The organism is Mesorhizobium sp. J428 (assembly GCF_024699925.1).
Classification (GTDB): domain Bacteria; phylum Pseudomonadota; class Alphaproteobacteria; order Rhizobiales; family Rhizobiaceae; genus Mesorhizobium_A.
This window is the reverse complement of sequence record NZ_JAJOMX010000001.1, coordinates 2,050,601-2,072,520: the sequence shown is the minus strand read 5'-3', so window position 1 is coordinate 2,072,520 and position 21,920 is coordinate 2,050,601. Positions and strand designations below refer to the sequence as shown.

Here is a 21,920-nt window from a genome sequence, read left to right as displayed (position 1 = left end):
GCCTACTTCTTGCCGAGTTCCTCGGTGGAATGGCGTATGATCAGCGGCATCTGCAGCAGCGTGAAGGCGATGGTGATGGGCATGATGCCCCAGACCTTGAACGCCACCCAGGTCGCTTCCGAGAAATTGCGCCAGACGACCTCGTTGACGACGGCGAGGAAGATGAAGAACAGGCCCCAGCGCAGCGTCAGCTTGCGCCAGCCCTCGGCGTCGAGCTTGAAGGCGGAATCGAAGACGTAGCCGAGCAGCGAGCGGCCGAAGAACAGGCCGCCGAGCAGGACGCCGCCGAACAGCGTGTTGACGATGGTCGGCTTCATCTTGATGAAGGTCGCGTCCTGCAGCCAGAGCGTCAGCCCGCCGAAGACGAAGACGACCACGCCCGAGACCAGCGGCATGATCGGCAGGGTGCGGGTGAGCGTCCAGGACACGGCGAGCGCGATGGCCGTCGCGGCCATGAACAGGCCGGTGGCGATGAAGATCGGCCCGCCCAGCGCGGCAAGCGCCGGGAAACGCTCAGCCAGCCATTCGCCGCGCGCATTGGCAAAGAAGAAGATCAGCAGCGGCCCGAGTTCGAGCGCGAACTTGAGGATGGGGTTGATCTCTTTCTTCTCCGGATCGGCGGGATCGCGTTCGAGGATCGGTTCGTTCATCACTGCACTCCCGCGATCGCACGCGCGAAATCGTTGGCGGAGAAAGGTTCGAGGTCGTCGACCTGCTCGCCGACGCCGATGAAATAGACCGGCAACTTATGCTTGGCCGCGATCGCCACGAGGATGCCGCCGCGCGCCGTGCCGTCCAGCTTGGTCATGACGAGGCCGTTGACGCCGGCAATGTTGCGGAAGATCTCGACCTGGTTGAGGGCGTTCTGGCCCGTGGTCGCGTCCACCGTCTGCAGCACCGTGTGCGGCGCATCCGGATCGAGCTTGCCCAGCACGCGGACGATCTTCTCCAGCTCGGCCATCAGCTCGGCCTTGTTCTGCAGCCGGCCGGCGGTATCGATGATCAGCACGTCGGACCCGGCCTCCCTGGCCTGGGCGAAGGCGTCGTAGGCGAGGCCGGCGGCATCCGCTCCCAGCTTGGAGGAGATGACGGGCGAGTTGGTGCGTTCGCCCCAGATCTTCAGCTGTTCGATCGCCGCGGCGCGGAACGTGTCGCCGGCGGCGAGCATGACCTTCAGCCCGCCGTCATGGAGCTTGGCGGCAAGCTTGCCGATCGTCGTGGTCTTGCCGGTGCCGTTGACGCCGACGACGAGGATGACGTGCGGCTTGTGGCTGAGGTCGAGTTCCAGCGGCAGCGCGACCGGCTTCAGGACCTTCTCGATCTCCTGCGCCATCACGCCGCGCACCTCGGCGTCCGACACGTCGCGGCCGAGACGGGTGGAGGCGAGCGTGTCGGTGACGCGCAACGCCGTCTCGACACCGAGATCGGCGCGGATCAGCACGTCCTCCAGGTCCTGCAGCGTCTCCTCGTCGAGCTTCTTCTTGGTGAAGACGCTGGCGATCGAGGAGGACAGCTCGCGCGAGGAGCGCGACAGGCCCTCGCGCATGCGCTGGAACCAGCTCGGGCGCGGCGTCGGCGCGGCGGGCGCCACGGGCTCGGCCTTGGCCTCGACCTTCTTCGCGACGGTGACCTTGCCGGTGGGAGAGGCCGGAGCAGGCGGCGCGATGTCAGGCTGCGCGGCAGCGGCCGCCGGAAGCACTTCGACGGCCGGAGGCTCGGCCGCAACCGGCTGTAGTTCAGGCGCTACGATGGGCTCGACAGGCGGCTCGGGCGCGGCGACCGTCTCAGGCTTGGGCGCGGCGACCGTCTCAGGCTCAGGCTCAGACTCGGCGATCGCCGGAGCCTCGATAGGCTGCTGCTCGACCTCGACGGTCGGCGGTGCTTCCTGCGGTTTCGGCTCGACGGGGGGACCGGCACGGACGGTTCCGGCGCGATCTCGGCGTCGAGCGGGACGGGCGGGACCGGGTCCGGCACGCGGATAGGCGGCAGGATCTTCGCGGCAGGCGCGGCCTCTTCGATTGGCTCGGACGGGGCCTCGGGTGCTGCCGCGGGCGCTAGTGCTGCCGGTGGCTCCGGCTGGGAGGCCGCGACCTCCGCCACGGGCGGAGTGAGAACGGACGTAGGTTCCGGCGCGACTTCGGCCTTCAGCGGCGAATCGGCAACCGGCGCAGGTTCGCGCACCGGCGGGAGGACTTCGGCCTCCGGCAGACTCGCGGCAACCTCCTCCACGGTTGGAACCGGCTCTACCGGAGCAGGTTCGGATGCAGGTTGGGTGTCGGGCACGGCTGGCGCCGGCTGCTCCTCGATCCCGATATACGGCGCCAGCGCCGGCGGCTCCGTGGCCGGTGCCGGTTCGGGCTTCTGCTCCTCCGGCTTCCGGCCGAAGGAGAACACCTTCTTGATGAAGTCGAACGCCATCCGATCAGGCCGCCTGTCTCAGCGGCGCGGCGATGAGCCTGTCGCCGTCATGTCCTGTGACGATGCCGGGCAGGATCTCCCCTGGCTGGCCTTCCCCGATCGCCACCAGCGTAAAACCTTCTGTGCGGCCTAGCCCGTCGCGCTCGACGAGGATCGACTGGGTCGTTCCGGCGAGCGAGGCGAGATGGCGCCTGTAGGCCGCGTCGCCCGCGGCCCGCAGCCTTGCCGCACGCTCCTTCACCACTTCGCGACGCAGCTGCGGCATGCGCGCGGCCGGCGTGCCCTCGCGCGGCGAGAACGGAAACACATGCAGATGCGTCAGCCCGCATTCCTCGACGATGCGGATCGAATTCTCGAACATCGCCTCCGTCTCCGTCGGGAAGCCGGCGATGATGTCCGCGCCGAAGACGATGTCGGGCCGCAGCGCCCGCACGTCCGCGCAGAAGCGGATCGAATCGTCGCGCAGGTGCCGCCGCTTCATCCGCTTCAGGATCATGTCGTCGCCGGCCTGCAGCGACAGGTGCAGATGGGGCATGAGCCGCCGCTCGGTCGCGATCGCTTCCATCAGGTCCACGTCCGCCTCGATGGAATCGATCGAGGAGAGCCGCAGCCGCTTCAGGTCAGGCACCTGGCGCAGGATCGCCTTCACCAGCTTGCCGAGGCGCGGGCTGCCCGGCAGGTCCGCGCCGTAGCTGGTCATGTCGACGCCGGACAGAACCACCTCGGCATAGCCGTTGCCGACGAGCCGCTTCACCTGGTCGACCACCGCACCCATCGGCACGGAGCGAGAGTTTCCGCGCCCGTAAGGGATGATGCAGAAGGTGCAGCGGTGGTCGCAGCCATTCTGCACCTGCACGAAGGCGCGTGCGCGGCCCTCGATCGCGTCGACCATGTGGGAGGCGGTCTCCTTCACCGACATGATGTCGTTGACGCGTAGCTTTCTCGAACAGGTTGACACCGAAATCCGGCAGGGCGCGGTAGGAGTTGGCCTTCAGCTTTTCCTCGTTGCCGAGCACGAGGTCGACCTCGTCCATCGCCTCGAAGGTGCCGGGCTCGGTCTGCGCCGCGCAGCCGGTGACGATGATGCGCGCGTCCGGGTTCTCGCGTCGCGCCTTGCGGATCGCCTGGCGCGCCTGGCGCACGGCCTCGGCCGTCACCGCGCAGGTGTTGAAGACGACGGCGCCGCCGTCCAGCTCGCCGAGACCGGCTGCCGTCGCCTCACGCCGCATCACCTCGGATTCGTAGGTGTTCAGCCGGCAGCCGAAGGTGACGATATCGATGCCCTTGCCGGCCATCACGCCGCGCTTTCGGTTTCGCGCGCCCAGGTGCCGGTGGCGGGATCGAAGGTGCCCGAGAATTCCCATTCCGCCGGCCCGGTCATGACGACGTGGTCGTTGCCGCGCCACTCGACGGTGAGCGTGCCGCCGGGCTGGGTGATCCTGACGATGCGATCCGTGCGGCCTGTGCGCGCGGCCGAGACGGCGGCGGCGCAGGCGGCGGAGCCGCAGGCGCGCGTCAGCCCCGCGCCGCGCTCCCAGGTGCGCATGATCAGCGCATCGCGCGAGACCACCTGCGCGATCGAGATGTTGGCCTTTTCCGGAAAGATCGGATGGTTTTCCAGCAGCGGCCCGAAGCGGTCGAGTTCGTAGGACCAGACGTCCCGGTCGACCCAGAACACGGCGTGCGGGTTGCCCATCGACATGACCGAGGGCGAATGCAGCACCGGATTGTCGATCGGCCCGACCTGCAGTTCGATCGCACGCGTGTCGGCGAATTCCTCCGCGAGCGGGATTTCGTCCCAGTTGAACCGCGGCACGCCCATGTCGACCGAGATCAGCCCGTCGGCGTGCTCCTGCGCGGAGAGGATGCCGGCGACGGTCTCGAAGGTGAACAGCTTCTGCCCGGTCTCGGACGCAAGCGCCTGCACGACGCAGCGCATGCCGTTGCCGCACGCCTGAGCGCGGGAACCGTCTGAATTCAGGATCTCGACGTAATAGTCGGTGCCGGGCGTCTTCGGATCGTGGATCGCCATGATCTGGTCGAACTTCGTCGCCGGATCGGCATTGAGCGCGACCGCGGCGGCGGGCGAGACGCGCGCCGACGTGCCGCGCATGTCGGCAACGATGATCTCGTTGCCGAGCCCGTTCATCTTGGCGAATTGCACGTCCGGAGCCGTCACGGCCGAATTTCCCTGCGATCTCGCCGCTATATGGCGGAACCGGCCCGAAATTACCAGTGTCGCGAGCCAGGCCGCGTCAGGCGATGACGACGATGCCGAGGATCACCAGCAGGAACAGGATCAGCAGGATGCCGATGAGCAGCTTCGCGCCGGTCATGGCGGCGCCGGAGATGGCATTGAAGCCGAGCAGGCTCGCCACTGCCGCGACGATGAGAAGAATGACGATCCACTTGACCATGGGATGCTCCCTCGCTTGCGCCGGGAGAACGCGTCGAGGCTGACAGTGGTTCCGTCAGGCTGCGGCGGCCGGCACATCCCATACTTCGCCCGGCTGCATTGCCCGGAAGCGATCGCGCACAATGCCCTCAGCATCGAGCGCGGCGTGGAGGCGCTGGCGTGGCTCATCCACCGCTTCGTTGGTGAGTTGAAACGTGCCCCAGTGGATGCCCGCCGCATGCTCCGCGCCGAGGAGCCGGAAGCCGGCGACCGCCTCTTCGGGGTTCTGGTGGTGCGGTTCCATGAACCAGCGCGGCTCGTAGGCGCCGATCGGCAGCAAAGCGAGGCGGAAGCCGCCATGTTTGCGGCGGGCCAGCTCGTAGTTGCGGCCCTGATGGAAGCCGGTGTCGCCGCCGAAGTAGACGTTCCCGGCCGGAGTTTCGATGGTGAAGGCAGACCACAGCGCCATGCGGCGGTCGCCCGTGCCGCGCGCCGACCAGTGATGGGCAGGCTCGACATGCACGGCGACGCCCTCGCCGACATCGATCCGCTCGTCCCAATCGTGCGTCGAGATGCGGATGCCGGGTGCGGCCTTGCTCATGATCGCATCGTTGCCGAGCGGTGTGATTACGTGCGGGTCGCGGGCAGCCTTGAGCCGCGCCAGCGTCGCCGCGTCCATGTGGTCATAGTGGTTGTGGGTGACGAGCAGGTAGTCGATCGGCGGCAGGTCGTCAAAGGCGATGCCGGGAGCATTGACCCGCTTCGGGCCGGCAAAGGAAAAGGGAGAGGCGCGCGGCGACCAGACCGGATCGGTGAGGAAATTCAGCCCGCCGGACTGGATGAGCAGAGAGGCGTGCCCGACCATCGTGACGCGCAGCGCGTCCGGGGCCAGGCGCGATTCGGGTTTCGCCTGTGGAAACGGGCTCGGCCATGCGGCGGGCCACTTCGCCTTCCCGCCACCAAACTGCCAGCGCATCAGATCGATGAAGGAGCTAAGCTCCTTGCCGTCGGGGTTGAAGAACAGCCGGCCGTCGAAATGATCCGACTTTGCACCCGTGTAATACGCGTTGTCCGCCTTGGCACGTGACACAGACAATCCTCCAGCCGCGGCGCCCAGGCCACTCAATCCAAGCAACGCAAGCGCGGCGCGTCGGTTCATCGCGTCAGAGATAGGCAAGACAACCTTGCGCGCAACCGTCCGCCGGTGGATTGAGATGTGGATCGGATGAAAAGGTCGTGAACCATGGTCAAGAAGCGCATCGGCGATCCCTGGATGCCGGCCGACGAGTTCGGGCGGGCGCTGCCGCGCGGCCTGGGGCTCAATCTCCTGGTGCCGGCGATCGCGCCGATGCGCGAGTTCTGCGAACAGGTGCTCGGCGGCCGGATCGTCTACGCCGATGTGGATTTCTGCGTCGTCGAACTCGCCGGTTCGATTCTGCTTCTCCACGCCGACCACACCTATCGCGACCATGAGATGTTCGGCGCGTTCGACGGAGTGGAGGTGCGCGGCGCCGGTGCGGAGATCCGCGTCTATGGGGTGGATCCGGACGCGATCGAGGCGCGGGCCCGTGCGGGCGGCCACATCGTTCTGTCGGGCTCGATCGACAAGCCGCATGGTCTGCGCGAGTGCCACATCGTCGGTCCCTCAGGCTATGTCTTCGTGCCGGGAAGGGCGATCTGACGCAACGTTATCCTTCGGCACGGCAGGAAATTCCACTTTCGCATGCCGCTTTCGGCTCGCCAAAACCGAATATTAACCCTATTGGCCTCGAATTGTTCGTAACATCGCCACGTTTGTAGTGATTGGACTGCTGGACGGGGCGCCTGCAATATGTCCGCACCCCGCGGAGAGGACGACATGGCGAGTGAGATGGCCCTTTTCCCCACGATCCCGACGCGCGGTCTGCTGATCGCCTGCGCGGCTCTCGCCATTGCGGGCTGCAGCACGTCGCGCTTCGACACGGTCGACACGCGGCCGGCGCCGCTCACCCCGGCGCCTTCCGGCACGGTCACGTCCAACCAGCTTCCGCCGCCCTCGCCTGCCGGCCCGACCGACCCGTCGGCCTTCCCGCCGGCGCCGGGCACGAGCACCACCGATCCGCAGGTCGCTGCAGGGCCGGCGGTTCCGCCGGCAGCTCCGGCCAATGCGCCCGACGTCACCAAGGAAGCCATGGTCGGCGCCTGGAAGGTGAATGCCGGTGGCGGCGGTTGCCAGATGATGCTCAGCCTCACCAAGCAGGCCTCGGACTTCCGCGCCGCCTCGCTGCGCTGCCCGGGCGATGCCGCCAACGTCGCCGCCTGGAACGTCGCCGGCAAGCAGGTCGTGCTCAAGGACAACACCGGCAACGTGGTCGCACGGCTCTATTCCTCCGGCGCGGAGAAGTATGACGGCCAGACGGCTGGCGGCACGCCGATCAGCTTCTCCCGTTAGCCGTTTACCCGGCCGGTCTCCATGGCTTCTCATGCAGGGCTGGCGGCCTACCCCTCGCTGCGCCACGACTATGGCCGCCTGGTCGAGAAGGGCGAGATCTCGCGTGATCCCGTCCAGGAGGCGCTGACGCTCCGGTTCGACCGGGTGATCGCCGAACTCGGCGCGTCGAACGCCGCGGCCAAGACCAATGCGCTCGGCTGGCTGTTCGCGCGCAAGAAGGCGCCGTCCGCCGTTCGCGGCCTCTACGTCTATGGCGGGGTGGGGCGCGGCAAGACCATGCTGATGGACATGTTCTTCCGCCTGGCTCCGCTCAAGCAGAAGCGGCGCGCGCATTTCAACGAGTTCATGGCCGACGTGCACGACCGCATCGGCCTGCATCGCGCGGCGCTGAAGGCGGGCACCGTCAAGGGCGACGATCCGATCCCGCCGGTGGCGGCCGCGATCGCCGCCGAATCCCGCCTGCTCTGCTTCGACGAGTTCACCGTCACCGACATCGCCGACGCGATGATCCTGTCGCGCCTGTTCACGGCGCTGTTCTCCAACGGCGTCACGCTCGTCGCCACCTCGAACGTCGCCCCCGACGATCTTTACCGCGACGGGTTGAACCGGGGGCTGTTCCTGCCGTTCATCCAGACGCTGAAGGACAATGTCGACGTGGTCGCGGTCGACATCCCGACCGACTACCGGATGCTGAAGCTCAGCCACCTGCCGGTCTACGTCACGCCGCTCGGCCCGGCGACCGACGGACAGATGGACGAGGCCTGGGCGGCGGCGACCGAAGGGCGCAGCGAGGCGCCTGTGAAGCTCGAGGTCATGGGGCGTCACGTGAATGTGCCGCGCGCCTCCGGCAAGGCTGCCCGCTTCACCTTCGCCGATCTGTGCGACGCGCCGCTCGGCGCGCGCGATTATCTCGCCATCGCCGAGCGCTTCGATACGATCTTCATCGACCATATCCCGGTGATGGACCAGACCCGGCGCAATGCGAGCAAGCGCTTCATCCTGCTCATAGACACGCTCTACGACCGCCACATAAGGCTGGTCGCAAGCGCGGAGGCCTCGCCCGACCGTCTCTACGCAGGGCGCGAAGGGGTGACGGAAGCCTTCGAATTCGCACGCACCGCCTCCCGCCTCAACGAGATGCAGAGCCGGGAATGGGTGGAGGGGGCGGGTGCCTGAATCAGCGGCAGATTGCGCCATCTGACTGCCCGCGCAGTTTCCATTGCCGAACGTTGCCTATTTATTGACTTATGTTTTGACGTTTACGTAAATCAAAAAAGTATTAACCGATTGAATTTATTAGATCCAAAAGAATCGGTTGAATTTTTCTTCAGGCCGGCCTAATGCCTCCGCCGGTTTCGTCGGCACCGAGCCGGCGGCGCGGGCGTATGTCACACAGATTTCGATTTGTGCGGATAAGCCCCGACGGTTTCAACTCCGCCGGCCGCGAGTGGACCCGGCGATGCGCAAGGGACGGTTCGCATGGCACGCAACAAGATTGCCCTCATCGGCTCGGGTATGATCGGCGGCACGCTCGCCCATCTGATCGGGCTCAAGGAACTCGGCGACGTCGTTCTGTTCGATATCGCCGAAGGCATTCCGCAGGGCAAGGGCCTGGACATCGCGCAGTCGGCTCCGGTTGAAGGCTTCGATGCCCGCCTCCAGGGCGCCAACGACTACTCGGCCATCAAGGATGCGGATGTTTGCATCGTCACCGCCGGCGTGCCGCGCAAGCCCGGCATGAGCCGTGACGACCTGCTCGGCATCAACCTCAAGGTGATGGAGCAGGTGGGCGCCGGCATCAAGAAGTATGCGCCGAAGGCTTTCGTCATCTGCATCACCAATCCGCTCGACGCCATGGTCTGGGCGCTGCAGAAGTTCTCCGGCCTGCCGAAGACCCATGTGGTCGGCATGGCCGGCGTGCTCGACTCGGCCCGCTTCCGCCACTTCCTCGCCGATGAGTTCAAGGTGTCGGTTGAAGACGTCTCGGCGATGACGCTGGGCGGCCACGGCGACGACATGGTGCCGCTGGTGCGCTACTCGACCGTCGCCGGCATCCCGCTGCCCGACCTAGTCAAGATGGGCTGGACCACCAAGGAGAAGCTGGACGCCATCGTCGAGCGCACCCGCAAGGGCGGCGGCGAGATCGTCGGCCTGCTCAAGTCCGGCTCGGCCTACTACGCCCCGGCGGCGTCGGCCGTGTCGATGGCCGAGGCCTATCTCAAGGACAAGAAGCGCGTGCTGCCCTGCGCCGCGCATCTTTCCGGCCAGCACGGCCTCAAGGACATGTATGTCGGCGTGCCGGTGGTGATCGGCGCCGGCGGCGTCGAGCGCGTCATCGAGATCGACTTCAACAAGGCCGAGCAGAAGATGTTCGACAAGTCGGTCGCCGCGGTGCAGGGCCTTTGCGAGGCCTGCGTCGCCATCGCCCCGAACCTCGGCAAGTAAGCGAGCGCCCCATGAACATCCACGAATACCAAGCTAAGCAGATCCTCAAGAGCTACGGCGCGCCGGTCGCGGACGGCGTGGCGATCCTCAAGGCGGACGAGGCGCAGAACGCGGCCCGCTCGCTGCCCGGCCCGCTCTACGTCGTGAAGAGCCAGATCCACGCCGGCGGCCGCGGCAAGGGCAAGTTCAAGGAACTCGGCCCCGACGCCAAGGGCGGCGTGCGCCTTGCCAAGTCGATCGACGAGGTCGTGCACAACGTCAAGGAGATGCTGGGCAACACGCTGGTCACCAAGCAGACCGGCGAGGCCGGCAAGCAGGTCAACCGCCTCTATATCGAGGACGGCGCCGACATCGATCGCGAGCTCTATCTCTCGATCCTCGTCGACCGTTCCGTCGGCCGGGTCGCCTTTGTCGTCTCGACCGAGGGCGGCATGGACATCGAGGCGGTTGCCCATGACACGCCGGAGAAGATCGTCACGATCGCCATCGACCCCGAAAAGGGTGTGACGGCCGACGACGTGAAGAAGATCAACGCCGCTTACGGCCTGTCGGGCGACGCGGCGAAGGACGGCGAGAGCCTGTTCCCGATCCTCTACAAGGCGTTCGTCGAGAAGGACATGAGCCTGCTCGAGGTCAACCCGCTGATCGTGATGAAGAACGGCCGCCTGCGCGTGCTCGACGCCAAGGTGTCGTTCGACAACAACGCGCTGTTCCGCCACCCCGAGATCATGGAACTCCGCGACACGACCGAAGAGGACGAGAAGGAGATCCAGGCGTCCAAGTATGACCTGGCCTATGTGGCGCTGGACGGCAATATCGGCTGCATGGTCAACGGCGCCGGCCTCGCCATGGCGACGATGGACATCATCAAGCTCTACGGCGCCGAGCCTGCCAACTTCCTCGACGTCGGCGGCGGCGCGAGCAAGGAGAAGGTCACCGCGGCGTTCAAGATCATCACGGCCGATCCGGCGGTGAAGGGCATCCTGGTCAACATCTTCGGCGGCATCATGAAGTGCGACATCATCGCCGAGGGCGTGATCGCGGCGGTCAAGGAAGTCGGCCTCAAGGTGCCGCTGGTCGTGCGCCTCGAAGGCACCAATGTCGAGCTGGGCAAGAAGATCATCAACGAGAGCGGCCTCAACGTCATCTCGGCCGACGATCTCGACGACGCAGCCAAGAAGATCGTCGCGGCGGTGAAGGGCTAGCGTCGCGCTGGCCCGCCGTTCGTTCCAGAACAACTGATCCCCCGGGAGTCACGTTCCGCATGTCCATTCTCATCGACAAGAACACCAAGGTCATCGTGCAGGGCCTGACCGGCAAGACCGGCACGTTCCACACGGAGCAGGCGCTGGCCTATTACGGCACCCAGATGGTCGCCGGCATCCATCCCAAGAAGGGCGGCGAAAAGTGGACCGGTTCGAAGGGCGAGACCCTGCCGATCTTCGCCACCGTCGGCGAGGCCAAGGAAGCAACCGGTGCAACCGCTTCGGTCGTCTACGTTCCGCCGGCGGGCGCGGCCGAGGCGATCATCGAGGCGATCGAGGCCGAGGTGCCGCTGATCGTCTGCATCACCGAGGGCATCCCGGTCATGGACATGGTCAAGGTCAAGGCGCGGCTCGACCGTTCGAAGTCCCGCCTGATCGGACCGAACTGCCCGGGCATCGTCACGCCCAACGAGTGCAAGATCGGCATCATGCCCGGAAACATCTTCAAGAAGGGCTCGGTCGGCGTTGTTTCCCGCTCGGGAACGCTTACCTATGAAGCAGTCTTCCAGACCTCCAACGAAGGCCTTGGCCAGTCGACGGCGGTCGGCATCGGCGGCGATCCCGTAAAGGGCACCGAGTTCATCGACATGCTCGAAATGTTCCTGGCCGACGACGAGACCAAGTCGATCATCATGATCGGCGAGATCGGCGGCTCTGCCGAGGAAGACGCGGCGCAGTTCCTGCGCGACGAGGCAAAGCGCGGCCGCAAGAAGCCGATGGCCGGCTTCATCGCGGGCCGCACGGCTCCTCCCGGTCGCACGATGGGCCACGCCGGCGCGGTGATCTCCGGCGGCAAGGGCGGCGCGGAAGACAAGATCGCGGCGATGGAAGCCGCGGGCATCAAGGTTTCGCCCTCGCCGGCGCGTCTCGGCAAGACGCTGGTGGAAGCGATTAAGAGTTAAGGGAGTATGGAGTAGGGGAATAAGGAGCAGGGCTGAGAGGGCGGAATTTCCCTACTACCCTACTGCCTTATTCCCCTACTCCCCTAATCAGGAGACGGAGCGCGGCGCTCCGACACGACAATGGCAAGGCAAGATCAGGCCAACGACCAGTTCTCGGTGACATCGTTCCTCTATGGCGGGAACGCGGACTACATCGAGCAGCTCTATGCCGATTGGCAGAACAATCCCGCCTCTGTGAACGAAGAGTGGCGCGAATTCTTCAGTGCGCTGAAGGACGATGCGGCGATTGTGGTCAAGAACGCCGAAGGCGCTTCGTGGCGGCAGAAGGGCTGGCCGCAGGCGGCGAACGGCGAGCTGGTCTCGGCGCTCGATGGCAACTGGGGCCAGATCGAGAAGGCCGTCGAGAAGAAGATCCGCGACAAGGCGGCCGACGGCGCTGCGGCCGCGCCGACGGCGACCGATGCCGACGTGCAGCGCGCCGCGCGCGATTCCGTCCGGGCGCTGATGATGATCCGCGCCTACCGCATGCGCGGCCACCTGCACGCCGACCTCGACCCGCTCGGCATCGCCAAGCCACTGGAAGACTACGACGAACTGTCGCCGGCCAGCTACGGCTTCACCGAAGCGGATCTCGACCGTCCGATCTTTATCGACGGCGTTTTGGGTCTCGGCGAATACGCCACCATCCGGCAGATGCTGGAGATCGTGAAGCGTACCTATTGCTCCACGCTGGGCGTCGAGTTCATGCACATCTCCGATCCGGCCGAAAAGGCCTGGATACAGGAGCGCATCGAAGGGCCGGACAAGGGCGTGTTCTTCACCGCCAACGGCAAGAAGGCGATCCTGCACAAGCTGATCGAGGCCGAGGGTTTCGAGCAGTTCATCGACGTCAAGTACAAGGGCACCAAGCGCTTCGGTCTCGACGGCGGCGAGTCGCTCATCCCGGCGCTCGAGCAGATCATCAAGCGCGGCGGCTCGCTGGGCCTCAAGGAGATCGTGCTCGGCATGGCCCATCGCGGCCGCCTGAACGTGCTGACCAACGTGATGGCGAAGCCGCACCGCGCCGTCTTCCACGAGTTCAAGGGCGGCTCCTACGCCCCCGACGACGTCGAAGGCTCCGGCGACGTCAAGTACCATCTCGGCGCCTCGTCGGATCGTGAGTTCGACAACAACAAGGTGCACCTGTCGCTGACGGCGAACCCGTCGCATCTGGAGATCGTCGATCCGGTGGTAATGGGCAAGGCCCGCGCCAAGCAGGACCAGCTCTACGGGCGGACCCGCGAAGAGTTGGTGCCGATTGAGGAGCGCGCCAAGGTGATGCCGCTTCTGCTGCATGGCGACGCCGCCTTTGCCGGCCAGGGCGTCATCGCGGAAATCCTCGGCCTGTCGGGCCTGCGCGGTCATCGCGTGGCGGGCACGGTCCACTTCATCATCAACAACCAGATCGGCTTCACCACCAATCCCCGCTTCTCGCGTTCCTCGCCCTATCCGTCGGACGTGGCGAAGATGATCGAGGCGCCGATCTTCCACGTGAACGGCGACGATCCGGAAGCTGTGGTTTATGCCGCCAAGGTGGCGACCGAGTTCCGGATGAAGTTCCACAAGCCGGTCGTGGTCGACATGTTCTGCTATCGCCGCTTCGGCCACAACGAGGGCGACGAGCCGGCCTTCACGCAGCCGCTGATGTACAAGAACATCCGCGGCCGTCAGAACGACGCTGCAGATTTATGCCAGCAAGCTGATCGCCGAGGGCGTTGTCAGCGAGGCCGAGGTCGACAAGATGAAGGCCGACTGGCGCGCACATCTGGAGGCGGAGTTCGAAGCCGGCCAGTCCTACAAGCCCAACAAGGCCGATTGGCTCGACGGTGCCTGGTCCGGCCTGCGGACTGCCGACAGCCAGGACGAGTTGCGCCGCGGCAAGACGGCAGTGCCAGTGAAGACGCTGAAGGAGATCGGCAAGAAGCTGACCGAGATCCCGAAGGATTTCGAGGCGCACAGGACGATCCAGCGTTTCCTCGACGCGCGTCGCAAGATGATCGACACGGGCGAAGGCATCGACTGGTCGACGGCGGAGGCGCTTGCCTTCGGCGCGATCCTGCTCGACGGCAATCCGATCCGCCTGTCCGGCCAGGATTCCGAGCGCGGCACCTTCTCGCAGCGCCACTCGGTGCTCTACGACCAGCGCGACGAGAACCGCTACATCCCGCTCAACAATCTCGGACCGCAGCAGGCCAATTACGAGGTCATCAACTCGATGCTCTCGGAAGAGGCGGTGCTTGGCTTCGAATACGGCTATTCGCTCGCCGAGCCGAAGGCACTGACGCTGTGGGAAGCCCAGTTCGGCGACTTCGCCAACGGCGCGCAGGTGGTGTTCGACCAGTTCATCTCGTCGGGCGAGCGCAAGTGGCTGCGCATGTCGGGCCTCGTCTGCCTCCTGCCGCACGGCTACGAAGGCCAGGGTCCGGAACATTCCTCGGCCCGTCTGGAGCGCTTCCTCCAGCTTTGCGCCGAAGACAACATGCAGGTCATCTATCCGACGACGCCGGCGAACTACTTCCACAGCCTGCGCCGTCAGCTCAAGCGCGATTTCCGCAAGCCGCTGATCGTCATGACGCCCAAGTCGCTGCTGCGCCACAAGCGTGCCGTGTCGACGCTGGCCGAGATGTCGGGCGAGAGTTCGTTCCATCGCCTCCTGTGGGACGACGCGCAGATGCTGCCGGACCAGCCGATCAAGCTGGTGAAGGATTCGAAGATACGCCGCGTCGTGCTCTGCTCGGGCAAGGTCTATTACGACCTCTACGAGGAACGCGAGAAGCGCGGCATCAACGACATCTACCTGCTGCGCGTCGAACAGCTCTATCCGTTCCCGGCCAAGGCGCTGATCACCGAGCTGTCGCGCTTCCGCAACGCGGAGATGGTGTGGTGCCAGGAGGAACCCAAGAACATGGGTGCCTGGTCCTTCATCGATCCGTATCTGGAATGGGTGCTGGCTCATATCGATGCCAAGCATCAGCGCGTGCGCTACACCGGCCGTCCGGCCGCCGCGTCGCCCGCGACCGGCCTGATGTCCAAGCACCTGGCGCAGCTCGAGGCGCTCCTCGAAGACGCGCTCGGCAACTGAACTGAACACAGCGAGAAGGCAGACCGATGGCCACCGAAATCCGTGTTCCGACACTCGGCGAATCCGTCACCGAGGCAACCGTCGGCAAGTGGTACAAGAAGGCGGGCGACAGCATCGCCGCCGACGAGACCCTGCTCGAGCTCGAGACCGACAAGGTGACGGTCGAGGTGCCGGCGCCGGCCGCGGGTGTGCTTGCCGAAATCACTGCCCAGGAAGGCGAGACGGTGGGGTTGGGCGCTCTGCTCGGCACCATCGGCGAGGGCAGCGGTGCTGCCGCAAAGCCGGCGGCCAAGGCCGAGGCGAAGCCGGAAGCCGTTGCTCAGGCCGCCGGAGCTTCCGGCGCCGACACCACGAAGGAGGCGGCCGAGAAGACGGCCAAGATCGCCGGCGAGGGCCCCGTCGAGAAGCGTGACATGCCGCCGGCCCCGGCCGCGGCGAAGCTGCTCGCCGAGAACAACCTCTCGGCCGACCAGGTTGCGGGCTCGGGCAAGCGCGGGCAGGTGCTCAAGGGCGACGTGCTCGACGCGATCGCCAGGGGCGCGCCGTCGCAGCCCGCCGAGACGCCGGCCGTGCCGGTCACGGCCCGTGCGCCGTCGCCCGCCGACGATGCATCGCGCGAGGAGCGGGTGAAGATGACCCGCCTGCGCCAGACGATCGCGCGCCGGCTGAAGGACGCCCAGAGCACGGCGGCCATGCTCACCACCTTCAACGAGGTGGACATGAGCGGGATCATGTCGCTGCGCTCCAAGTACAAGGATGTCTTCGAGAAGAAGCACGGCGTGAAGCTCGGCTTCATGGGCTTCTTCACCAAGGCGGTGACGCATGCGCTGGCCGAAATCCCGGCGGTGAATGCCGAGATCGACGGCACCGACATCATCTACAAGAACTTCGCCCATATCGGCGTGGCGGTCGGCACGGACAAGGGTCTCGTCGTGCCGGTGGTGCGCAACGCCGACGCCATGTCGATCGCCGATATCGAGAAGGAAATCGGACGGCTTGGCATAGCTGCCCGCGATGGCAAGCTGTCGATGGCCGACATGCAGGGCGGCACCTTCACCATCTCCAACGGCGGCGTCTACGGCTCGCTGATGTCGACCCCGATCCTCAACGCGCCGCAGTCCGGCATCCTCGGCATGCACAAGATCCAGGATCGCCCGGTCGTGGTCGGCGGCCAGATCGTCATCCGCCCGATGATGTACCTGGCTCTGAGCTACGATCACCGCATCGTCGACGGCAAGGAAGCGGTGACGTTCCTGGTGCGGGTCAAGGAAAGCCTGGAGGATCCGGAAAGGCTCGTGCTGGATCTGTAACATGCCGACGGTGGCGGTCGTTGATGGCGTTGCCATCATCATCTATCACAACGACCACCCACCGGCACATTTCCATGCGGAGTTTGGAGAGCATCACGCGATCTTCGAGATCGAGAACTTGCGGATGGTGAGAGGCTTTCTGCCAGCGTCGAAACGACGTATCGTACAGGAATGGGCGATGCCCCGGCGCGACGCTCTGCGCGCCGCTTTCCTTCAGGCGACGGCGCGTCAGAGAATTGGATCCATCGAATGAAGAAGCTGCCCCGTATTTCTTCTGCCGAACCGGTGATCGACGGTGTCCTCAAACTTGTCTTCACCGACGGCTATGTCGGTGTCGTCGACCTCCGACCACTGATCGGCGAGGGTGACGTCTTCGCCTGGCTGCGCCTGCCGGGCAATTTCGCAAAATTCAGCCTCGATGAATACGGGCACTCAATCTCGTGGCTGGACGACACCGGCTACGAGATCGATTTTGGTGCCGACTCGCTGCGTCGCGACTGCGAGCGCCAGGCAGAGGTCCACAAGCTGATGATTGCCTGAGGCAAGCTATGCCCCACAGCATGTGCGAAAGCTCCGAGTGGGCACTGTTTCTGCGAACCGTCTCGATCATATTTTCCGCGACGATCGTTACGGCTTTCACCGCTCCGTCCTTTGCCGCCTGCCCCCAGGAACTCTCCGTTTACTCCGAACCCGAGGCGAATGCCTCGCTCGAATTCACGCCGGCGAGCGAAAATCCTTCGATCTCGCATAGCTTCAAGATCAAGTTCCCCGAAAACGCCGTCATCCTCGACGGCATCGTGATGTGGACCGAAGGCGTTGCGCGGCCGATGGGCATCGTCATGCACAAATGCCCGGAGGGCGACGTGACCGGCGAGGAACTCGATGCCTGCACCGTCTGGCAGGGCGTCGTCTACGCCGTCGACGGCCAGGGCAAGGTCGAGCTGCTTCCCCTCCAGGGCGCGGCTGCGGCGGAGCAGCTGCTGCTGCCGGATTTCGCGCCGGCGCTGAGGCAGTCCTCGGCCTATGGCATGGCCGGCGTGTCGAAGATGCCCTGGGATGTCTTCAAGATGTCGGGATGCCAGGAATGACGGCGAGCCGCGCCGACATAGGGGCCATCATCAACGCCCTGCCCTTCGTCAGGAATCACGGCGTCGAACTGGTCGCGATCGAGGATGGCGTCACGCAGGTGCGCATGCCCTTCGACGCGACCTATTCGACGCCTCCCGGCCTGTTTCCGACGGCTATGGTCGGGCTGGTCGGCGATGTCGCCGCGATCGCCGCCTGCTATGCGGTCGCGCCCGCCGGGCACGCCTGCGCGACGCTCGACTACACGGTCAAGAACACCGGCCTCGCCCAGGGCGAGGAGCTTCTCGCCGAGGGCCGCGTGCTGATGGCCGGAAAGACGGTTTCCGTCGGTGCCGCGGATATCTATGTGGTGAATAAGGGCGAACGGCGGCCGTGTGGCACGGTGCTGGCGACCGCCCGTGTCTACAAGGTGAAGGATTGAGAGCTGTGAGCGGAAAGGTCGTCCTCGTCTCCGGCGGCAGCCGAGGCATTGGCGCCGAGACCGCCAGGCTCGCGGCGGCGCGGGGCTGGCGTGTCGCGGTCAACTATGTCGCCGACCGGGCATCCGCGGACGCCGTCGTGGCGGAGATCGAAGCCAGCGGTGGCGAAGCCTTCGCAGTCCAGGGCGATGTGGGCGCGGAAGCGGACGTGCTCGCCATGTTCGCCGCCGTCGACGCCTGTTTCGGCAGGCTCGACGGGCTGGTCAACAATGCCGGCATCGTCGACCGCAGGGCGCGCGTCGACGAGATGAGCGCCGCGCGGCTCGAACGCATGATGCGCGTCAACGTCGTCGGGTCGTTCCTCTGCGCCCGCGAGGCGGTGAAGCGCATGTCGACGCGGCATGGCGGGCAGGGTGGCGTCATCGTCAACCTGTCGTCGGCTGCGGCGCGTCTCGGAAGCCCGGGCTGGTATGTCGACTATGCCGCCTCGAAGGGCGCGATCGACACGCTGACCACCGGCCTTGCGCTTGAGGTCGCTGATGAGGGCATACGTGTCTGCGGCGTGAGGCCGGGCATCATCGCGACCGACATCCACGCCTCCGGCGGCGAGCCGGACCGGATCGAGAAGGTGCGCGCCGGACTCCCGATGAAAAGGGAAGGCAGGCCTGAGGAAATTGCATCGGCCGTCGTCTGGCTTTTGTCCGGCGAGGCATCCTATATCACCGGCGCGACGCTCGACGTGAGCGGCGGGCGCTGAACCAGCACGACAGGAGACCCGGCAATGGCCTATGACGTGATCTTTATCGGAACCGGCCCCGGCGGCTATGTCGGCGCGATCAAGGCGGCACAGCTCGGCCTGAAGACGGCGGTGGTCGAAAAGCGCGAGACCTATGGCGGCACCTGCCTCAACATCGGCTGCATTCCGTCCAAGGCGCTGCTGCATGCGTCCGAGATGTTCGCCGAGGCCGAGCACTCCTTCGACGCGCTCGGCATCGAGGGCGTGAAGCCGAAGCTCAACCTCGCCAAGATGATGGCGCACAAGGATGCGACCGTCGCGTCCAATGTCGGCGGCGTCGCCTTCCTGTTCAAGAAGAACAAGATCGACGCTTTCCGTGGCACGGGCAGGATCGTCGCCCCCGGCAAGGTCGCCGTCACCGGCGAGGACGGCAAGGTGACCGAGGTCGAGGGCGCCAACATCGTCATCGCCACCGGCTCGGACGTCGCCGGCATTCCGGGCGTCAAGGTCGACATCGACGAGAAGGTGATCGTGTCGTCGACCGGCGGCATCGCGCTCGACAAGGTGCCGGCCAATCTGGTCGTCGTCGGCGGCGGTGTCATCGGGCTGGAGCTCGGCTCCGTCTGGGCGCGCCTCGGCTCCAAGGTGACGGTCGTCGAATATCTCGACACCATCCTCGGCGGCATGGACGCTGAGATTTCGAAGCAGTTCCAGCGCATGCTCGCCAAGCAGGGCATCGACTTCAAGCTTGGTGCCAAGGTGACGGCGGTCGAGAAGGGCAAGAAGGGCGCGACGGTGACCTTCGAGCCGGTGAAGGGGGGCGCGGCCGAGACGCTTGCCGCAGATGTGGTGCTGATCGCGACGGGCCGGCGGCCCTACACGGACAGCCTCGGTCTCGAGGAGGTCGGCGTCGAGCTGGAGCGCGGCAAGGTCAAGACGGACGCGCACTACCAGACGAACGTCAAGGGCATCTACGCCATCGGCGACGTGATCGCCGGCCCGATGCTCGCTCACAAGGCCGAGGACGAGGGCATCGCGGTGGCCGAGATCCTCGCGGGGCAGCGTGGGCACGTGAACTACGACGCGATCCCGAGCGTGGTCTACACCAGCCCCGAGGTCGCCTCCGTCGGCAAGACCGAGGAGGAGCTGAAGAAGGCCGGGATCGACTACAAGGTCGGCAAGTTCCCCTTCACGGCGAATGGTCGGGCGCGCGCCATGCTGCACACCGAAGGCCTGGTGAAGATCCTCGCAGACAAGGCGACCGACCGCGTGCTTGGTGCGCACATCGTCGGCTTCGGCGCCGGCGAGATGATCCATGAGCTGACCGTGCTGATGGAATTCGGCGGCTCGTCTGAAGATTTGGCGCGGACCACGCATGCGCATCCGACGATGTCGGAAGCGGTGCGCGAGGCGGCGCTCGCGGCGTTCTTCAAGCCGATCCATATCTGATCGGCTTCATTCCGATGCAAGACGGCCCGCCGGTGAGGCGGGCCGTTGTCGTTTCGGGCCTGAGCGACCTTACTGCGCGGGGGCAGGCTGGGCCGGGGGCGGCGTCGGTGCCGGGGCAGGCTCGGCTGCCGGGGGCGGCGTCGGGGCAGGAGCCGGCTCGGCTGCCGGAGGAGGCGTCGGAGCCGGTGCAGGCTCGGCTGCCGGCGGCGGGGCAGGGGCTGCAGGCGCGGGCGCTGGTTCGGTCGCGGCAGGCGGCGGAGGCGCTTCGGGCGCCGGGCCGGTATTGCCGAACACGAAATAGGCGACGATCGCGAGGATGATCACGACGGCCGCGATCAGCACGCCGGTTCCGCCACTGCGGGACTGCACCACAGTGCGGTTGTCCACCCGCCCTGGATCGGCGGCCGGATGAGGGGGAGGGGTGCCCCGCGGATCAGGATTGAGGGGATCCACCATCTTGGTTCTCCATTGCTGCTACGCAGCCACAACGTCGAACGGGCGGATTGGTTCAAATCGGCGTGAGTACCGTGTTTTCACGAATGAAAACGGCCGGACACAAAGGCCGGCCGCTGTCCGATCGTTGCGCAGAACCTTACTTGGCTTCGGCGGGTTTCTTCTCTTCCTTCACCGTCGTCTCGGGCGTGGTGGAGGCAGTGGTCGACATATCGAGGGTCGCGACCGACTTGGTGGTTTCGGTCTTGACCATGTCGTGGCCGCAGGCGGCGAGCGCGCCCGAAGCGGTCAATCCAAGCAGTGCGGCAGCGGCGAGCAGTGTCTTCATCGTCGTCTCCTGTGCTGGTCGATGGCAAAACGCTAACATCGACGGACAGGGACGCAAAATCACGCTTTGCGTGATCAATCGGCGCGGGTGACGGTGTAGCCTTCCTTGCGCAGCTGTTCGATCACACCCTCACTGCCGGGAAGATGCAGCGCGCCGACGGCGATAAAGGCGCGGCCGGTGTCGAGGAAAGGCTTTGCCTCCCTCGCCATCACGCCGTTGCGGGCGGTGATCATGGTCTCCTCGAAGGCCGAGTAGCCGGACTTGCCGTCTTCGCCCGAGGGAAGGGCCGTCTCGAAGAACGGCCAGAACATGCCGGTTTCGCCGGAAAGATAGATGTCGATCATCGTCTCGATGACATCGTCGATCCCGTCGCCGAGCCGCAATGTCTCGACCAGCCCTTCGACATGGAATTCGAGCGGCAGCGAGGCCATCGCCTCCAGCTGGCTCTTCGCGGTTTCCAGTCCGCCGAGCTCTTTGCCGGCACTCTCGGCCTGCCTCGCCAGGTTGATGTCGAGGACAGGCTCGCCGGCGCTCTTGCGGGCAAGCTCACAGGCCGGCAGCGCGATCATCGCCGACAGAACCCAGGGCTTCATCTTGATGACGCTCGCCAGCGGAATGCCGCGCTTGGCCAGCGCCTCCTCGACCATCGTCTTGTCTTCGGGGGGCAGGAGCGAGGTGAGAGTGGTCTTGTCCGTGAACATCATCAGTTCCGGGTTCGACGCGAAGCTCGCCATCATCTTCTTCTGGTCCAGCACGTCGGTGGTCTCGATGACGACGGTGGACGATGCGTCGAAGGCGGCCTGCGCGCTGGCCGGCAGCGTGACGACGCGCGGGTCGGTCATGTGCATCGTGCCGAAAAGGAAAGAGGGCTCTGCGCCCTCTTTTTCGATCTTCCAGAGCAGCCCGGCTCCGTTCGGCGTCTTCGCCGCCTCCGCTCTGATCCTGTCGAGCGCGGCGGGATCGGAGGTCGCCATTTCCTCGATCAGGTTCTTGCCGCTGCAGACCGGTGTGGCTGCCTCTGCCCGGCCCGACAAGGCGAGGAGGGTGGCGAGGAAGGCCAGCAGAAACAGGATATTGGCAAGCGCAACCAGCCAGAGCGAAACGCTGGCGGCGCGGTCGGCGATGGCGACAGGCTTCTTCATGCGCGACAGGCTACCGCGCC

Annotated in this window: 20 protein-coding genes and 3 pseudogenes; 14 read left to right on the top strand and 9 right to left on the bottom strand. The window is 65.8% G+C overall.

What is annotated here, in order from left to right; all coding sequences use genetic code 11:
* Positions 1–2: 2 nt before the first annotated feature.
* The 6 genes and pseudogenes from LRS09_RS10405 to LRS09_RS10380 form a co-directional block, all read right to left on the bottom strand.
* Positions 3–650 carry a septation protein A gene (locus LRS09_RS10405; RefSeq protein ID WP_257806116.1) on the bottom strand — a complete coding sequence of 216 codons (648 nt, stop codon included), beginning with the start codon at positions 648–650 and terminating at the stop codon, positions 3–5.
* Positions 650–2,418, bottom strand: a pseudogene (gene ftsY, locus LRS09_RS10400) (signal recognition particle-docking protein FtsY). The gene LRS09_RS10405 and the pseudogene ftsY overlap by 1 nt, the downstream one beginning before the upstream one ends.
* 4 nt (positions 2,419–2,422) lie before the next feature.
* A pseudogene (gene mtaB / locus LRS09_RS10395) lies at positions 2,423–3,713 on the bottom strand (tRNA (N(6)-L-threonylcarbamoyladenosine(37)-C(2))-methylthiotransferase MtaB).
* Positions 3,713–4,567, bottom strand: coding sequence for a diaminopimelate epimerase (dapF, locus tag LRS09_RS10390; RefSeq protein WP_257810171.1), 855 nt, complete (start codon positions 4,565–4,567; stop codon positions 3,713–3,715). The pseudogene mtaB and the gene dapF overlap by 1 nt, the downstream one beginning before the upstream one ends.
* Positions 4,568–4,673: 106 nt before the next feature.
* Complete coding sequence (locus LRS09_RS10385) at positions 4,674–4,835, bottom strand: DUF1328 family protein (protein ID WP_257806113.1); 162 nt, start codon at positions 4,833–4,835, stop codon at positions 4,674–4,676.
* Positions 4,836–4,889: 54 nt separating this feature from the next.
* Entirely contained in the window at positions 4,890–5,972 is a 1,083-nt protein-coding gene (locus LRS09_RS10380) for an MBL fold metallo-hydrolase (protein ID WP_257806112.1), read from the bottom strand.
* A gap of 84 nt (positions 5,973–6,056) precedes the next feature.
* On the opposite strand from LRS09_RS10380, the gene LRS09_RS10375 reads away from it, so the two are divergent.
* The 14 genes and pseudogenes from LRS09_RS10375 to lpdA all read left to right on the top strand — a co-directional run bounded on the left by LRS09_RS10375 (position 6,057) and on the right by lpdA (position 19,977).
* Positions 6,057–6,494 (top strand): hypothetical protein, encoded by a 438-nt coding sequence (locus LRS09_RS10375; protein ID WP_257806111.1) that lies wholly within the window; start codon positions 6,057–6,059, stop codon positions 6,492–6,494.
* Positions 6,495–6,671: 177 nt separating this feature from the next.
* Complete coding sequence (locus LRS09_RS10370; RefSeq protein WP_257806108.1) at positions 6,672–7,244, top strand: protease inhibitor Inh/omp19 family protein; 573 nt, start codon at positions 6,672–6,674, stop codon at positions 7,242–7,244.
* 21 nt (positions 7,245–7,265) lie between these two features.
* The gene (zapE, locus tag LRS09_RS10365; RefSeq protein ID WP_257806105.1) at positions 7,266–8,420 is read left to right on the top strand and encodes a cell division protein ZapE; all 1,155 of its coding nucleotides are present in this window, start codon (positions 7,266–7,268) and stop codon (positions 8,418–8,420) included.
* A gap of 303 nt (positions 8,421–8,723) precedes the next feature.
* The gene (gene mdh / locus LRS09_RS10360) at positions 8,724–9,689 is read left to right on the top strand and encodes a malate dehydrogenase (protein ID WP_257806104.1); all 966 of its coding nucleotides are present in this window, start codon (positions 8,724–8,726) and stop codon (positions 9,687–9,689) included.
* A gap of 11 nt (positions 9,690–9,700) precedes the next feature.
* Positions 9,701–10,894, top strand: a complete 1,194-nt coding sequence (sucC, locus tag LRS09_RS10355; protein WP_257806102.1) for an ADP-forming succinate--CoA ligase subunit beta — start codon at positions 9,701–9,703, stop codon at positions 10,892–10,894.
* Between the two features lie 59 nt (positions 10,895–10,953).
* Positions 10,954–11,856, top strand: a complete 903-nt coding sequence (gene sucD, locus LRS09_RS10350) for a succinate--CoA ligase subunit alpha (RefSeq protein ID WP_257806097.1) — start codon at positions 10,954–10,956, stop codon at positions 11,854–11,856.
* A gap of 120 nt (positions 11,857–11,976) precedes the next feature.
* Positions 11,977–14,977, top strand: a pseudogene (locus tag LRS09_RS10345) (2-oxoglutarate dehydrogenase E1 component).
* 26 nt (positions 14,978–15,003) lie between these two features.
* Positions 15,004–16,287: a 2-oxoglutarate dehydrogenase complex dihydrolipoyllysine-residue succinyltransferase gene (gene odhB, locus LRS09_RS10340; protein WP_257806093.1), complete on the top strand. Its 1,284-nt coding sequence runs from the start codon at positions 15,004–15,006 to the stop codon at positions 16,285–16,287.
* A gap of 1 nt (position 16,288) precedes the next feature.
* Entirely contained in the window at positions 16,289–16,540 is a 252-nt protein-coding gene (locus LRS09_RS10335) for a DUF4160 domain-containing protein (protein WP_257806088.1), read from the top strand.
* Complete coding sequence (locus tag LRS09_RS10330; RefSeq protein ID WP_257806087.1) at positions 16,537–16,827, top strand: DUF2442 domain-containing protein; 291 nt, start codon at positions 16,537–16,539, stop codon at positions 16,825–16,827. The genes LRS09_RS10335 and LRS09_RS10330 overlap by 4 nt, the downstream gene beginning before the upstream one ends.
* An 8-nt stretch (positions 16,828–16,835) precedes the next feature.
* Entirely contained in the window at positions 16,836–17,375 is a 540-nt protein-coding gene (locus tag LRS09_RS10325) for a hypothetical protein (RefSeq protein WP_257806084.1), read from the top strand.
* The gene (locus LRS09_RS10320; protein ID WP_257806082.1) at positions 17,372–17,794 is read left to right on the top strand and encodes a PaaI family thioesterase; all 423 of its coding nucleotides are present in this window, start codon (positions 17,372–17,374) and stop codon (positions 17,792–17,794) included. The genes LRS09_RS10325 and LRS09_RS10320 overlap by 4 nt, the downstream gene beginning before the upstream one ends.
* Positions 17,795–17,799: 5 nt before the next feature.
* Complete coding sequence (locus LRS09_RS10315) at positions 17,800–18,549, top strand: SDR family oxidoreductase (protein WP_257806077.1); 750 nt, start codon at positions 17,800–17,802, stop codon at positions 18,547–18,549.
* A 24-nt stretch (positions 18,550–18,573) separates the two neighbouring features.
* Positions 18,574–19,977, top strand: coding sequence for a dihydrolipoyl dehydrogenase (gene lpdA / locus LRS09_RS10310; RefSeq protein ID WP_257806076.1), 1,404 nt, complete (start codon positions 18,574–18,576; stop codon positions 19,975–19,977).
* A gap of 69 nt (positions 19,978–20,046) precedes the next feature.
* Here lpdA and LRS09_RS10305 read toward each other — a convergent pair whose 3' ends face one another.
* From LRS09_RS10305 to LRS09_RS10295, 3 genes are all read right to left on the bottom strand, one after another.
* On the bottom strand, positions 20,047–20,364 hold the full coding sequence (locus LRS09_RS10305; RefSeq protein ID WP_257806074.1) for a hypothetical protein: 318 nt from the start codon (positions 20,362–20,364) through the stop codon (positions 20,047–20,049).
* Positions 20,365–20,569: 205 nt separating this feature from the next.
* A complete protein-coding gene (locus LRS09_RS10300; RefSeq protein WP_257806071.1) occupies positions 20,570–20,758 on the bottom strand; it encodes a hypothetical protein in 189 nt (62 codons plus the stop codon).
* Positions 20,759–20,832: 74 nt separating this feature from the next.
* Positions 20,833–21,900, bottom strand: a complete 1,068-nt coding sequence (locus LRS09_RS10295) for a TraB/GumN family protein (RefSeq protein ID WP_257806070.1) — start codon at positions 21,898–21,900, stop codon at positions 20,833–20,835.
* Positions 21,901–21,920 lie beyond the last annotated feature (20 nt).